The sequence below is a fragment of the Mycobacterium fragae genome, assembly GCF_002102185.1.
In the GTDB taxonomy this organism is placed as follows: Bacteria; Actinomycetota; Actinomycetes; order Mycobacteriales; family Mycobacteriaceae; genus Mycobacterium; species Mycobacterium fragae.
Window position 1 is genome coordinate 439,853 of the sequence record NZ_LQOW01000031.1, and the last position, 14,628, is coordinate 454,480.

A 14,628-nucleotide genomic window follows, 5' to 3' on the forward strand; every position below is an offset into this window, starting at 1 on the left:
GCGATGACTGCGACAAGCGGCTTGACCGCGATGCGAGATGTGCGTGCCTCCTGCCAGCAAGTCTGGGACGTGCTGGCCAATGGGTGGACCTACTCCCAATGGGTGGTGGGCAATAGCCGCACGCGTGCCGTCGACTCGAACTGGCCGGCACCGGGATCCGTCATCCGGCACTCGATCGGGGTGTGGCCGTTGGTGATCGACGACCAGACCGAGGTGGAAGCCTGCGACCCGCCGCATGAGCTGGTGCTGCGTGCCGGGCTCGGGCGATTTGGCGCCGCACGGATAACGATGCGTCTGCATGAGATCCCGGACGGTTGCCGAGTGGAGATGATCGAGGTGCCGGCCGAGGGGCCGATTCGCATCGTCCCGCACCAGCTGACGCTGATTGCCATTCACCCTCGCAATCGCGAGTGCATCCTTCGGCTGGCGGCACTTACCGAGCGCCTCCAGCCCAGCCAGGTGAAGTAAACCTCGGAATGGCCGCAGATCGATTCGACGCCGTGGTGGTTGGGTCCGGGCCGAACGGACTTGCCGCAGGTGTGACATTGGCGGAAGCCGGCAAACGCGTTCTCATTCTGGAAGGTTCGGACACTCCGGGCGGCGGTGCCCGCTCCGGACACGTAACCGATGACGAGTCGGTGCACGACATCTGCTCCGCGATACATCCGCTGGCAATGGCTTCTCCAGCCTTCCGGCGGTGGCCATTGGGCGATTACGGGCTCGAGTGGATATTTGCGCCGATCGAAGCCGCCCATCCTCTCGACGACGGCAGCGCCGTCGCACTTTATCGTGACGTGGGCAGCACGGCTGCCGGGATGGGACGTGATCGTAACGCCTACCAAGAGCTGCTAAACCCGTTGGTGTCCAACGGTATTGATCTCTTCGACAGTATCCTCGACCCGTTTCCCCCAAAGCATCCGTTGATTGTTGCCAAGTTCGCCCGGTCTGGGATGGCTTCGATTGCCGGTCTCTCAAAGCGTCGCTTCGACGACGAGAGGGCGCCGGCCCTGCTCGCGGGCATGGCGGCTCACTCGTTCATGCCGCTCAACCTTTTTGGCACGGCTGCCGCCGCGCTGATGTTCGCTGTGAGCGCGCACCGAACTGGATGGCCGATGCCTCGCGGTGGGTCGCAAAAGATCGCAGATGCTCTGCTGGCGTATTTCGAGCACCTTGGCGGCGAGATCCGTCTGGGTCATTGGGTCAGGCGGTTGGCGGACGTGCCTGCCCATCGTGTGCTACTGCTCGATGTATCCCCGACCCAAGTGGCAACCATCCTCGGCGATGGCTTGCCTAGCTGGTATCGGCGCCTCTTTTCGAATTACCGATACGGCCCGGGCCTTTGCAAGGTCGACTACCTGCTGGATGGCCCCATTCCATGGCGGGCCGATGAGTGTGCGAACGCGGCAACCGTCCATCTTGGCGGCACTCTGCAACAGGTTGCGGCAAGCGAGTCGGCGGTGAACAAAGGCCGCCACGCCGACAAACCGTTTGTGTTGCTGGCCAATCAGAGTCGCTTCGATCCGACGCGGACTTCGGCCGGCCAGGAGACGGTATGGACCTATTGCCATGTGCCGAACGGATCGACGGTGGACATGTCGGACGCCATCGGCAACCAAATCGAGCGATTCGCACCCGGATTCAAAGACAGGATCGTGAAGAAGGTTACGACCAACGCCAAGGAGCAGGAAGCGCACAACCCGAACATGTGCGGCGGAGTTATCAACGGAGGTTTGCAAGATCCGCTGCGATATGGCGTGAACTTGGCTACCCGCTTGCGGCCCTACCGGTTACCGCGCCGCGGCACTTACCTGTGTTCATCCTTCACACCTCCCGGCCCCGGAGTTCACGGGATGCCCGGGTATTTGGCTGCGCGAAGCGCCCTACGGACCGATTTGCGATAACCGTCGGCGCTGTTCAACCGTTCTGTGCGATGTCCTCCAATACGGCGAACATCGTGCGGGTCGGCACACCGGTGCCGCCCTTGGGCGTGTAGCCCCAGGGACTGCCGGTGTTGTAGGCCGGACCGGCCACGTCGATATGCGCCCAGTCCACCGAATCCCCGACGAACTCGCGCAAATAGACACCCGCCACCAGCATCCCGGCGAAGCGCTGACCGCTGACATTGGCCAAGTCGGCCACCGTCGACTTCAGATCGTCCTTGAGCTCGTCGGGCAGCGGCATGGCCCAGCCGTTCTCGCCGACCCGCTGCGAGATGGCGGCCACCCGGTCACGGAACTCGTCGCTGCCCATCACCCCGGGCGTGCGCGAGCCGAGCGCCACCGTCTGTGCGCCGGTCAACGTGGACGTCTCGATCAAGTAGTCGGGGTTGTCCTCGCAGGCCCGGGCGATGGCGTCGGCAAGGATCAGCCGGCCCTCGGCGTCGGTGTTGAGCACCTCGACGGTGGTTCCGCCGTACTGGGTCAGCACGTCACCGGGGCGCTGGGCGGTCGCCGACGGCATGTTCTCGGCCATCGGCACGGTGGCGATCACGTCGATCGGCAAGTCCAGCTGGGCGGCCAACGTAACGGTCGCAATGACCGCGGCGGCCCCACCCATGTCGGAGGTCATGTAGTGCATGTTCGTCGCGGGCTTGATCGAGATCCCACCGGTGTCAAAGGTGATGCCCTTACCGACCAGGGCGACCTTTTTGGCCTGCTTCGGGTTTTTCGCCAGCCGTGACCCAAGATGGCTCAGCCGCACCAGCCGCGGTGGCCGTGACGAGCCCTTGCCGACGCCGATCACGCCACCGTATCCGCCTTTTTGCAGTGCCTTGTCGTCGAGCACCTCGACCTCGAGGCCAACCGATTCGCCCAAAGCCTTTGCCCGGCTGGCGAATTCGTCAGGGTAGAGGTGGCTGGGCGGGGTGTTGACGAAGTCACGCGCGGTGGCGACTGCGGTCGCCACCGCCGCGGCATGCGCAGCCTGCGTCTTGGCGCCCTTCGCGGTGGATAACACAGTCAGCTTTCGCAGGCCCGGGTCTTTCGGCGCCGTCTTGTCGCTGCGGAACGCGGTGAATCGGTAGCTGCCCAGAATCAGTCCTTCGACAGCGGCCTCCAGATCGAGCTCGCTCAGCGTGGTGACCGCGGTCTCGGCGCCGCCCAACGCGCGCGCCGCCGCCCCAGCAGCACGCCGAATCACGTCGGCGGGCCATTCGTCGCGCGGCTTGCCGAGGCCCACCGTGAGCACGCTGCTCACCGGCAACGACGACACCAACAGCCGATTGGTCTGCTCGCTGCCGCCCTTGGCGTCCAGCGCACGCAGACCGTCCTCGATCTCGGCCACCGCCTCGGCATCGAGGAACGGCTCGGCCGCGGTCACGACCGCGCCGGGCTGATCCTCGTCACCGGATGTCACGACCGGAACGATCAGCGTCGCTTTTGCGACGCCGCGACTCGGCAGCGATGTGGCGACGGTGACGGGGGGCGGCTGGTAACCGGATTCGGAGCTCACGACGAACCACCCTAGTCAGAGGGTGCGCACATGCAGATCATAGGCCGTCACAGGTTCGTCAAAACCCTTGAGTGTCAACGGATCCTGGACCGTCGCGGGCCAATCCGGCAGCGCGTCGTGGACGGCCGCCGCGGCAAGGATCTGCCCCGGTGACGCGGCCGCGACCAGGCGGGCGGCCAGGTTCACGGCATTGCCGAAGTAATCGCCGTTGATGGTCAGGATCTCCCCGTAACCGAGACCCGCGCGAACCTGCAGGCCAACCTCGCGCGCCAATGGGTGGTCGACGAGGTCGAGCGCCGTTTTGGCCAGCCGCTCCGGCGTCGAGTTCACCCACATCACGGCGTCCCCGATGAATTTCACGACCCGTCCGCCGTCGGCGTGGACGACATCGGAGACGGTGGCGGAAAAGCCGTTGAGCAAGGTCGACAACTCTGCGGGTGTGAGCATCTGGGTCAGCGCCGTGAAGCCGGACAGGTCCACGAAGCCCACGCCGCACACCACGCTGGCCGACGGGCCCGACACCACACCTTCGACGAAGGTGCGGGTACTGGTCAGGTGGTGCCGGTGAACGGCGTCCATCATCGCCCCGAGCCTGGGGATGTACTCGGCGACCGCGCGGAAGGCTCGCGCGCTGATGAGTTCATCGCCCGTGTGCCCGATCCACAGCTCCGGTCGACCCGTGCGGATCATGGACGACAAGGCATCGGCCAGCCGGGCCATGGATGCGCCAAGGACGCGCAGGAATCCGGACGCGGCGTCCTCACCGAAGTCGGCCTTGAACGCCGCCCACGTCGCCAGCCCATCGACATCGGCCTGGCTCAAGGTGGGGGTATCGGCGTCCGCGACCGTCAGGCCCAGCATGGCCCAGGCGTGTTCGATGTCCTCGACGGGCACCCCGAGCTCCTCGGCGGCGCTGCGCAGGCTGTGGATCGGGGGACCGGAGCGCTGCAGCGCGTCTCCGGCAAGGCCGAACAGCCGCCCGTTGCGCTCGGCTTCGGCCATCTCCTCGGTGGTGAAACCGAGGCTGTCCAGATACTCGATCAGGCCGGCTCGCTGGCGCGCGTCGGCGATCCCCGCTGCTTCGAGGGCATCGAAGTCGACCACCTCATTAGTGTGGAGCATCGTGACCGACTCCCCCGCAAGCGGGCGGTACCCCCAGCGGGGACCGCTGGAAGAGCGCCACCGCGACCTGGGCGCCAACTTCGCAGAATTCGGTGGCTGGCTCATGCCGGTGTCGTATGCCGGCACCGTCAGCGAACACACCGCGACCCGAACCACCGTCGGACTGTTCGACGTCAGCCATCTCGGCAAGGCGACCGTCCGCGGACCGGGCGCGGCGCAGTTCGTCAACTCCGCGCTTACCAACGACCTCGACCGCATCGGACCGGGCAAAGCGCAATACACGTTGTGCTGCACCGAATCCGGCGGTGTCATCGACGACCTGATCGCCTACTACGTCTCGGCCGACGAGATCTTCCTGGTGCCCAATGCCGCCAACACCGCCGCGGTGGTCGCCGCCCTGCAGGACGCCGCGCCCGCGGGAGTCACGATCAGCAATGAGCACCGCTCGTATGCCGTGCTGGCCGTTCAGGGACCGCGGTCGGCGGATGTGCTCGCCGAGTTGGGGCTGCCGACCGGCATGGACTACATGGGCTATGCCGACGCCACGTTTTCCGGGGTCCCGGTGCGGGTTTGCCGCAGCGGATACACCGGTGAGCACGGCTACGAGCTGCTGCCGCCATGGGAATCAGCCGACGTGGTGTTCGACGCGCTGGCGGCCGCGGTCGCCCGGGCCGACGGGCAGCCGGCTGGCCTGGGCGCACGCGACACGCTGCGCACCGAGATGGGTTATCCACTGCACGGGCACGAACTTTCGACCGCCATCTCGCCGCTGCAGGCCCGGTGCGGCTGGGCCATCGGCTGGAAGAAGGACGCGTTCTTCGGCCGTGACGCGCTACTGGCCGAGAAGGCGACAGGTCCGCGGCGGCTGCTGCGCGGGCTGCGCGCGGTGGGGCGCGGCGTGCTGCGGCCCGACCTGACGGTGCTCAACGGCGACACCGAGGTCGGGGTCACCACGTCGGGCACCTTTTCGCCGACGCTGAAGGTCGGCATCGCGCTGGCGCTGATCGACACCGAGGCGGGCATCGAGGACGGCCAGCACGTCACCGTCGACGTCCGAGGTCGCGCCGTCGAATGTGAAGTGGTGCGCCCACCGTTTGTCGAACCGAAAACCCGGTAGACACGCCTATATACAATCGCAGGATGGCCAGCGGGGTTCTCGAGTTCACGGTTTCACCCACCGCCAACCCGACGAGCGACGAGGCACGCGAAGCGATACTGGCCGATCCCGGGTTCGGCAGATATCACACCGATCACATGGTGTCGATCGATTACACCGACGGCCAGGGTTGGCACGACGCGCGGGTGATCGCGTACGGCCCGATCGAACTGGATCCCTCGGCGCTCGTGCTGCACTACGCGCAGGAAGTCTTCGAGGGGCTCAAGGCGTACCGCTGGCCGGACGGGTCGATCGTGTCGTTTCGCGCCGAGGCGAACGCCGCCCGGATGCGGTCGTCGGCACGGCGGATCGCGATCCCCGAACTGCCCGACGAGGTGTTCATCCAGTCGCTGCGACAACTGGTCGCCATCGACAAGGCTTGGGTGCCGCCGGCGGGCGGCGAGGAGTCGTTGTATCTGCGACCGTTCGTGTTCGCCACCGAGCCGGGGCTGGGCGTGCGCCCTGCCAAGCAGTATCGGTACATGGTGTTGGCCTCGCCGGCCGGCGCCTACTTCCCGCAGGGCCTTAAACCGGTCAGCGTCTGGGTGTCAACGGAATACGTGCGCGCCAGCCCGGGTGGTACCGGTGAGGCGAAATTCGGCGGCAATTACGCCGCGTCGCTTTTGGCGTATGCGCAGGCGATCGAGAACGACTGCCAACAAGTGGTGTGGCTGGATGCTGTGGAACGCCGCTATATCGAAGAGATGGGCGGCATGAACATCTTCTTCGTGTTCGGCAGCGGCGGGTCGACCCGGCTGGTCACCCCGGAGCTGTCCGGTTCGCTTTTGCCCGGCATCACCCGGGATTCATTGCTGCAGCTGGCAACCGACGCCGGCTTCGCCGTCGAGGAACGCAAAATCGACATCGACGAGTGGCAGAAGAAGAATGCCGCCGGCGAGATCACCGAGGTGTTCGCCTGCGGCACCGCAGCCGTAATCACCCCGATCGCGCATGTGAAGTACGGCGAAACCGAATTCACCATCGGTGATGGCGAACCCGGCGAGGTGACGATGGCACTGCGGGACACGCTGACCGGCATTCAGCGCGGAACGTTCGCCGATACGCACGGCTGGATGTCGCGGCTGGGCTAGGTGTCTTCGGCATATCGCTGCGCGAACTCGTCGGCGGGAACCGGCCACTGTTCGCCGTCCGCGCCCCGCACCACCCAATCGCCGTCGGCGGCGGTCGTGGGGCCTTCCAAGGTCTCGATTGTCTCGCCCGGCTGCGCCGGTCGGGCGAGAACCTTTCCGCGCCTTCGCCATTGCCGTCCTTCGACATGCTCGTGCGTGGCCCGGAAAATGTCGTCGCGCACCGACCAACTCTGCCCGTCGGCCCGCACCTCCCAGTCGCCGGCATCGGCCCGCATCGTCTCTCCGGACTGCGACGTCCACGTCCACGGCGTACTCCGTTGTTCGGCGGTGACGAGCCCCACGCGCCGGAACGGTTGCCACAGCGGACGTGAGCGATAGCCGAGCTGGCGAAGGCTCCACAATGTGGCGGCCAGACTGTTCACCGCGGTGTTGAGCATCTCCGGGTCGCTTTCGATCACCGACCAGTCGACGAGCTTGTCGTGGATGCGCTTGGCATCGTCGCGGACCGCGCCGTATCTCCAGCCATTGCGGCGGTAGTAGCGACACCAGTCTTCGTGTTCTGCGCGTGCCATCTTCATTGCGGCGTCACGGTCGAAGCCCATCCGCGCAAGCTGTTCGATTGGGGGCAATCCGGCCATGTCCTGTGCGCGCAGCGGTGTCGGCGGGCTGCCCCAGGTGTTCCAGGTGTGGCCCGCGATCTGCTCGACCATCCACAGCGCATTACGGACCTGGCGGCGATTCGACCCGCGCCAGAACTCCTCGAGCCGGTCCCACGGTAAGCGTGCCGGCGAATGCGGTGTCTGCGGCCCGAGGCTGGCCACGTAGCGCTCATGGATCAGCCTGGCTGCGCGCTCCCACGCATCCTGCGCCTGCCCCTCCGGGACGTCGAGTGCGAGGCCGTATGTCCGCAGCCGGCCCACGATTGCCGGGTCGTCGGCCAAGCGGGCGTCGCTGTCCCAGCAGTAGACCGGCATGTTGGGGAAACGGGCGGCCAGCCGGGTACCGGTTGACGTGCTGGCGGACGGCCCGCGTGGCTGGTCGTCGACGAATATCACGGCGTTACGCTCCGTCTCGCCATCGCCGATCAACCGCATCAATGTCGACACTGTCGGCGCGTGCGGCGCCGCCTCGATGTCCGGCCCGGTAGATACGAATCCGAGCTGCCGGCGGTGGAATTCGTGATCCTGCAGGTATTCCTCGGCGTCCTCGCCCACCAGGGTCAGCGACGGCAGCGCGGCCTCGCCGGGTGCTGCGTAGTAGTCGTATTCCAGTTTGCGGCGAGTCAGATCGGCGCACAGTGCCAGCGTCAAAGGTGTTGTTCCGCAGATGAATACACGCTGAACGGCCTCGGCCGCAGTGACGTTGTCGAGCAGCCGCCGAGCGGTCACCTCATATTTGCCGACGGCATCGGCCGCCCAACGGGTGTCAGACCCGCCGAGCTGCTGGGCGCGCCAGGCCTCGGCTTGCCACGGATCATCGATTCGGACGATCAGGGGCAGCCGCTGCTTGTGACCGACCACCGCCAGCGCCCGCGTAATGGCGTCCAGCCATGTCAGGTTGGTCGCCGGATCGGCCGACATCAGGTAGAGCCGCTCGAGGTTGCGCCACAGCGACAGCGACTCCAGCGTTTCCGGTGCGTTGAAGTCCACCGACACCACCCGGCCGCCCTGAAGGCGGGCTTCCTGTTCGCCGGGCTCGTCGGGACCGCCGGTGACGACCACCAGGGTGCTGCGCCGGTCCAGCGTTGCGGCAATCGAGCTGACCATCGAGCGGGTGTCGTCGTCGATGCCGACGACAACGGTCACCGCACCGGCGCGGCTTGCCCGCAGCCGATCCACTTGCGACCGGAACAACGCGATCACCACGCCGGCGAGCCCGGTGAAGATCGCTCCAAGTGCGGCCAGGCGGCCGACCACCAGGGCGGCGGAAGTGGTCTTGGGACAGACATGCCCGTTCAGCGTCATATCGCCGACACCGCCTTTGACCAGCGCGGCCGTCCAGGTCAGCGGCTGGAAAAAGGCCGGGTGGGTGGTGTCGTGGCACTCCCAGTACGAGCTGAAGCCCAGCACCGCAGCGGTTGCAGCGAGCCCCGCAACGACCGCGATCGGCACGTTTGGCGACCGGCGGACGCCGCGGGTTCGAAAGGTCAACGCGCACAGGGCAACTAGGACGGCCACCACAATCGCGACCGTCGGCCACGATCCCGGCCGGCCGAACCAGCTCACCCACGCCGGCAGCGCGCCGGCGGCGGAGGGCTGCACCGCCAGCACGCACAGCCAGGCGAGCAGGATCAGGGCAACAGCTGAAAGGCTGATTCGCACCCAGCGGTAAGGCACGACGCTGAAAATAACGCCGTCAGCCCAGCCGCACCAGCCCGGCCAGCACCACCGCGGCCACCGTCGTGGTCAGTTCGATTGCGGCGCCGAGCACATCGCCGCTGATCCCGCCGAACCGCCGCACACAGTGCGCGACCAGGACCGCGCCGCAGCTCAGCGCTGCCAGCACCGCGACCGGGCCCTGCCACGGTTGACGACCGGCGGCCAGGGACGCCACGACCAGCGCAACGATCCAGGCCGCCACGACAGGCCCCGGCTGGGTGCCGGCCACCCGCGCGCCCAAGATGCTGCCCGCGGCGGCCGGCATGGATCGGCGGCAGGCCGCCACCGCCGCAACACGGCCCGCGGACACGGCGACGATGATGCCCACTGGGCTCAACGTCGCGAAAGCCAGTCCCTGCAGGATGATCACCAACACCACGGCTGCCACTCCGAATGGCCCGGTCGACCCGTCGCGCATCACCTGCCGCGCGCGTTCCGGCGGCCCGTAGCAGCCCAGCCCGTCGGCGGTGTCGGCCACGCCGTCGATGTGCAGTCCGCGGGTAGCTGCCAGCAGTGCGGCCACCGCGAGCAGGCCGGCCAGTGGGTTGCCCGACCCGAAGGCCAGCGCGCCGACCCACGCCACGGCCGCCGCCAGCGCACCGAGTGCGGCGCCGACCACCGGCAGCGCGGTCACCCCACCGCCGCCCAGCGGGCGGTCCGTGCGCCCGGGCACGGGTACGACGGTCCCGAACCCGAAAGCCGTTGCCAGCGAGCGGATCACGAGTCGGCCCGGTTGGTCACGCCAGCGGCGGCGAAGGTCGCCATTGACGTCAACGCGGCCACCGCAGCGCGCAGCACCGGCAGCGCCAGCGTTGCGCCGGTTCCCTCGCCCAGGCGCATGCGCAGGTCCAGGATCGGATCGAGTCCCAATTGGGCCAGGGCCGACGCATGCGCGGGTTCGGTGGAGCGGTGACCCGCCTGCCACCACAGCCGCGCTCCGGGTGCCAGGCGCTCGGCGACTAGTGCGGCAGCCGTCACCGCGATGCCGTCCAGTAGCAGCGGCGTGCGCCGGACGGCGGCCTGCGCACAGAATCCGGCTATCGCCGCCAGATCCGCCCCGCCGCAACTCCGCAGCAAGGCCACCGGGTCGGTGCTCACCGGCGTGGCCCGGAACAACGCGTCACGTACGGCGGCCGTCTTACGCGCCCAGCCCGCGTCATCGATCCCGGTGCCGTAGCCCACCGCGGCCACCGGCTCGATGTCGGCCAGAGCAGCAACCAAAACCGTTGCGGGAGTGGTGTTTCCGATGCCCATATCGCCGGCGATAAGCAGATCCGCGCCGCTGTCAACCTCCTGGTCGGCGATCTGGCGGCCGGCGGCTATCGCATCGGACGTCTCCTGATCGGTCAACGCATCCTGCTTGGCGATATCACCGCTGCCACGACGCACCTTGTGGGCGCCGATTTGCGGCGTCACGGCGTCGGCGTCCACGGCCAGGTCGGCGACGCGCACCGTCGCACCGGCAACCTCTGCCAACGCGTTGATCGCCGCCCCGCCGCCGGCGATGTTGACGACCATCTGACTGGTCACCTCGGGTGGGTAGGCCGACACCCCGGACTTCGCAACGCCGTGGTCGCCGGCGAACACCACCACCCGGGCCCGTTCGAATTGCCTTGGCGGGCAGCGACCTTGGCACGACGCCACCCACACCGACAGATCTTCCAGACGGCCCAGCGAGCCCGGCGGCTTGGTCAGTGTGGCCTGACGGGCGCGCGCGGCCGCAGCGGCATCGGTGTCCGGGGGAACGACCGGCGGAAACAGCATCATGAGCCCTTGATCGGCAGCGGATGGCCGGCCACCATCAGCACCACCCGCTCGCACAGCGCGGCCAGTCGCTGATTGAGCATGCCCAACTCGTCGGCGAACCGGCGGCCGGACTCGGTGGCCGGCACCACGCTCAGCCCGACCTCCGGGCTGACCAGCACCAGTGGCGAGCAGAACTCGGCAACGGCGGCGAGTAGATCCTCGACGTCACCCGAGACGGATCCGCGTTCCCAGCCGCAGCGGTCGAGGACAGCAGTCAGCCAGCAACCGATGTCGTCGACGAGCGTCGGCATGTCGGGAGCTTGCCGCAATTGCTTTGCGATATCTGTGGATTCCACGGTCGACCAGTGCTCGGGTCTGCGGTTGCGGTGCGCGGCGATCCGCTGCTGCCAGGCCAGGTCACTGTCGGTGACCGGCCCGGTCGCGAGGTAGCGTACGGGCTGCGCCGGTTCCAGCGACTCGGCGATCGCGGCCTCCGCCCAGGTGGACTTGCCCGCCTTGATCCCGCCGAGCACCAGGGTTCGCACCGGGGTCAGGTGAGCTTGGCGCCGCGCTTGACCTGGGGCCTGGGCGCCCGCATCCGCCGCATCTGGGAAGCTCGCCCTGCAGCGTAAAGGCCTAACTTCCAACGACTTTCGACATTGTCCGGGAACTTCTCGTCAACCCGCTTGGACACTTTGCGGGCCAGGATGATCGCGTCGACCATCATCAGAGCCATCAGCGCCATCATCGCCGGCGACATGTACAGCTGCAGCTGCGGAACGCCGAACATGACGAACATCAACGCCAGCGCCGAGGGCATGAACAGCCCGAGCAGGTTGCGGCGAGCGTCCACCAGATCGCGGACGTACCGGCGCACGGGGCCCTTGTCGCGGGGCAGCAGGTAGCCTTCCTCGCCGGCCATCATGCGTTCCCGCCGTTCGGCCATCTGGGCGCGCCGCGCGGCACTGTGTTCCCGGCGCTCGTCGCGGCTGAGCTTGGGGCCGGCCAACGACTTTCGCCGGGCGCGCGCCTCGGCTGCGGTCATCGGCGCCGGAGCCACCGGGCCCTTGCGCCGGGCGGCCTCGCTGCGCCTGGGTGTGGGCCGCCCCTTCGGCGCCGTCGTTTGTGCCCCCCGGGACGTCCGTGGCGTGGCCGTCTCCTCGTCGCTGGTGGGTGCTGTGTTCTCCTCCGAGACAGCACTCTCGTCTTTCTTCCGGCCGAGAAGCTTCACGTCGCCAGGTTACTTCGCACGCTTTTCGCGTCGGCATGCGCCTTTTCCTGGCCGGCTCTACGCTTGCCAGATGAGCGGGTCGGCGGTCGACGTCGGCGCTGTCACGCCCGCCGCGGCGCAGGTACCGGCCCTGCGAGTGCTGGTTGCCCCTGACTGCTACGGCGAGAGCCTGTCGGCCGTGGAGGCCGCCGCCGCGATCGCGGCCGGGTGGAACCGGGTGCGTCCCAGCGACCAGTTCACCATTGCCCCGCAATCCGACGGCGGTCCCGGCTTTGTCGATGTGCTGGCCGGCCGGCTGGGGGAGCTGCGACGACTGCAGGTACGCGGTCCGCTGGACGACGACGTCGAGGCGCAGTGGGTGCTCGACGCCGAATCGGCCACCGCATACCTGGAATGTGCGCAGGCGTGCGGGCTGGCCCGCTTGCCGGGCCGGCCCACACCGCAGACGGCGCTGGCCGCCCACAGCCGGGGCGTCGGGCAGCTGGTCGCGGCCGCGTTGACTGCCAAGGTCGCACGGATCGTGGTCGGCCTCGGCGGCACCGCAAGCACCGACGGCGGCCGCGGAATGGTCGACGAGCTCGGCGGTCTGCGGGCGGCTCGGCGGCGGCTGGCAGGTGTCGAGCTGATCGCCGCCTCCGACGTCGAGTACCCCTTGCTGGGCCCCTGGGGAGCGGCCCGGGTGTTCGGGCCGCAGAAGGGCGCCGATTCGGCGACCGTGGCGGCGCTCGAGCAGCGCCTCGGGCAGTGGGCCAGCGAGCTGGACGCGACGGCCGGGCGGCCGGTCAGCGCGGAATCGGGCGCGGGGGCCGCCGGCGGGATCGGTGCGGCACTGCTTGCGCTGGGCGGCCGGTGTCAATCGGGTGCGGAGATCATCGCCGAGCACACCGGCCTGGCCGACGATATCGCCGCCGCCGACCTGCTGATCACCGGCGAGGGCCGGTTCGACGACCAGTCCCTGCACGGCAAGGTGGTCGGCGCGCTGGCTGCCGCTGCGCGGTTGCGGCAGGTCCCGGTGCTGGTGCTGGCGGGCCAGGTGGATTTGGACGCGCTGGCACTGCAATCAGCGGGGATCCTGGCCGCCTACGCGATCGCCGACTACGCCGGCTCGGTGCGGCTGGCCCTGGTCGACGCCGCCAACCAGCTGATGGGCCTGACCACCGAGGTGGCCGCACGACTCGGGAATAGCGACGCGACAAGGTACCGTTGAGTCAATGGGCTTTGACCGCCCAACCGATGTACTGAGCAGAGTGGGCATGTAGGGGAGAAGCAATGACTGTTCAGGGCGAGTCAGCCGCCAAGACTCACGGCGTGATCCTGACCGACGCCGCCGCAGCCAAGGCGAAGTCACTTCTGGACCAGGAGGGACGTGACGACCTGGCGCTGCGCATCGCGGTCCAGCCGGGCGGCTGCGCCGGACTGCGCTACAACCTGTTCTTCGACGACCGGTCCCTCGATGGCGACCTGACGGCTGAGTTCGGTGGTGTGACCTTGACGGTTGACCGGATGAGCGCGCCCTACGTTCAAGGCGCCTCAATCGACTTCGTGGACACCATCGAAAAGCAGGGCTTCACCATCGACAACCCGAACGCCACCGGATCCTGCGCCTGCGGCGACTCGTTCAACTAGGTCGATTGGCGGCGACCCGCCGTGCCCGGCTGCGCCGCGCTTGCGATCGCCGCTAGTACGTGCCCGCCGTGCGCAGCACGTAGGAGCACACCAGCACTCGGTTCTGCTGCGACAGCAGCTGGGCGATGCCCTGCACGTTGTCGCGCGGCCGGCCCCCCGCAGTTGGGGTGACCCGCATGCTGAACAACACCTGGGCCTGGTAGTTCGACCAGTACACGATCTTGTCGATCGAGGTCACCTGTGCCTCGGAGAACTGCTTGCGGAACGCGTCGCTGCTCAGTTTGGCCAGGGCCTGATCGGACCTTCGGTCGCGCACCGCGTCGTAAATGCCGCACAGCGTGTTGCGGGCGATGGTCTCGGTGTCGCGATGCTCCAGCGCATCGAGGTAGCCCTGGATCGCGGTCTTTGCGGTGGCCTCGGAGAACGCGCCGCCCGGGCTGGTCCCGCCGCCACGGACCCCGAACACGATCGCGGCGGTCATCGCGGCGATCAGCGCCAAGGCCGCCAGTGTTGCCAGGACCAGCCGTTTGCGGCGTGGTTTCGGGTAGGCCACGGGCGGCGGTAGCAGGCCGGGGTAAGCGGCCGACGGGGGAGCCGCCTCGGCGGCAGCGCCCGCCGGCGGTCCGGCGTAGGCCTGCTGGGCTGGAATGGGCTGGCTGGGATGGGGTTCGGTGAACGGTGGTCCGTCGGTGTCGATACCGTGGTCCGGCGAGTACGGCCCGGGCATTCGGTGGTTTCTCCTCCGGCTTTTAGGGGCTCTCTACGCAGGCTAGCGCACCTGCGGCCGGCGGCCCGCCGCGCAAAGGCAGCCACAGGCCCGCGTAGGCT

Annotated in this window: 14 protein-coding genes; 6 read left to right on the forward strand and 8 right to left on the reverse strand. The window is 68.1% G+C overall.

Features of this window, described 5'->3' with window-relative positions; genetic code table 11:
• Positions 1-3 precede the first annotated feature (3 nt).
• Both AWC06_RS20430 and AWC06_RS20435 read left to right on the forward strand, forming a co-directional pair.
• On the forward strand, positions 4-468 hold the full coding sequence (locus AWC06_RS20430) for an SRPBCC family protein (RefSeq protein ID WP_085199791.1): 465 nt from the start codon (positions 4-6) through the stop codon (positions 466-468).
• A gap of 8 nt (positions 469-476) precedes the next feature.
• On the forward strand, positions 477-1,901 hold the full coding sequence (locus AWC06_RS20435) for a phytoene desaturase family protein (RefSeq protein WP_085199792.1): 1,425 nt from the start codon (positions 477-479) through the stop codon (positions 1,899-1,901).
• A 13-nt stretch (positions 1,902-1,914) separates the two neighbouring features.
• Here AWC06_RS20435 and AWC06_RS20440 read toward each other — a convergent pair whose 3' ends face one another.
• Both AWC06_RS20440 and AWC06_RS20445 read right to left on the reverse strand, forming a co-directional pair.
• Positions 1,915-3,450, reverse strand: a complete 1,536-nt coding sequence (locus tag AWC06_RS20440) for a leucyl aminopeptidase (RefSeq protein WP_085199793.1) — start codon at positions 3,448-3,450, stop codon at positions 1,915-1,917.
• 15 nt (positions 3,451-3,465) lie between these two features.
• Entirely contained in the window at positions 3,466-4,572 is a 1,107-nt protein-coding gene (locus tag AWC06_RS20445; protein WP_085199794.1) for an adenylate/guanylate cyclase domain-containing protein, read from the reverse strand.
• A gap of 1 nt (position 4,573) precedes the next feature.
• Here AWC06_RS20445 and gcvT point away from each other — a divergent pair, with 1 nt between their 5' ends.
• Both gcvT and AWC06_RS20455 read left to right on the forward strand, forming a co-directional pair.
• Positions 4,574-5,689: a glycine cleavage system aminomethyltransferase GcvT gene (gcvT, locus tag AWC06_RS20450; protein WP_169715388.1), complete on the forward strand. Its 1,116-nt coding sequence runs from the start codon at positions 4,574-4,576 to the stop codon at positions 5,687-5,689.
• A gap of 23 nt (positions 5,690-5,712) precedes the next feature.
• Entirely contained in the window at positions 5,713-6,819 is a 1,107-nt protein-coding gene (locus AWC06_RS20455; protein WP_085199796.1) for a branched-chain amino acid aminotransferase, read from the forward strand.
• Here the strand turns inward: AWC06_RS20455 and AWC06_RS20460 are convergent.
• The 5 genes from AWC06_RS20460 to AWC06_RS20480 are packed head-to-tail and all read right to left on the reverse strand — an operon-like array spanning position 6,816 to position 12,174.
• Positions 6,816-9,155, reverse strand: coding sequence for a RyR domain-containing protein (locus AWC06_RS20460; protein ID WP_227371056.1), 2,340 nt, complete (start codon positions 9,153-9,155; stop codon positions 6,816-6,818). The two genes, AWC06_RS20455 and AWC06_RS20460, sit on opposite strands and share 4 nt — an antisense overlap.
• A 19-nt stretch (positions 9,156-9,174) precedes the next feature.
• Complete coding sequence (locus AWC06_RS20465) at positions 9,175-9,918, reverse strand: adenosylcobinamide-GDP ribazoletransferase (RefSeq protein WP_085199798.1); 744 nt, start codon at positions 9,916-9,918, stop codon at positions 9,175-9,177.
• Complete coding sequence (gene cobT, locus AWC06_RS20470; RefSeq protein ID WP_139820150.1) at positions 9,915-10,964, reverse strand: nicotinate-nucleotide--dimethylbenzimidazole phosphoribosyltransferase; 1,050 nt, start codon at positions 10,962-10,964, stop codon at positions 9,915-9,917. The genes AWC06_RS20465 and cobT overlap by 4 nt, the downstream gene beginning before the upstream one ends.
• Positions 10,961-11,488, reverse strand: a complete 528-nt coding sequence (locus AWC06_RS20475) for a bifunctional adenosylcobinamide kinase/adenosylcobinamide-phosphate guanylyltransferase (protein WP_085199799.1) — start codon at positions 11,486-11,488, stop codon at positions 10,961-10,963. Before AWC06_RS20475 ends, cobT begins: the two co-directional genes overlap by 4 nt.
• A gap of 5 nt (positions 11,489-11,493) precedes the next feature.
• Complete coding sequence (locus tag AWC06_RS20480) at positions 11,494-12,174, reverse strand: DUF3043 domain-containing protein (protein WP_085199800.1); 681 nt, start codon at positions 12,172-12,174, stop codon at positions 11,494-11,496.
• A 130-nt stretch (positions 12,175-12,304) separates the two neighbouring features.
• Here AWC06_RS20480 and AWC06_RS20485 point away from each other — a divergent pair, with 130 nt between their 5' ends.
• Complete coding sequence (locus AWC06_RS20485; protein ID WP_139820179.1) at positions 12,305-13,381, forward strand: glycerate kinase family protein; 1,077 nt, start codon at positions 12,305-12,307, stop codon at positions 13,379-13,381.
• A 62-nt stretch (positions 13,382-13,443) separates the two neighbouring features.
• Positions 13,444-13,800: an iron-sulfur cluster assembly accessory protein gene (locus AWC06_RS20490; RefSeq protein ID WP_085199802.1), complete on the forward strand. Its 357-nt coding sequence runs from the start codon at positions 13,444-13,446 to the stop codon at positions 13,798-13,800.
• A gap of 52 nt (positions 13,801-13,852) precedes the next feature.
• Here AWC06_RS20490 and AWC06_RS20495 read toward each other — a convergent pair whose 3' ends face one another.
• Positions 13,853-14,527: an Rv0361 family membrane protein gene (locus AWC06_RS20495; protein WP_085199803.1), complete on the reverse strand. Its 675-nt coding sequence runs from the start codon at positions 14,525-14,527 to the stop codon at positions 13,853-13,855.
• Between the last annotated feature and the right edge of the window lie 101 nt (positions 14,528-14,628).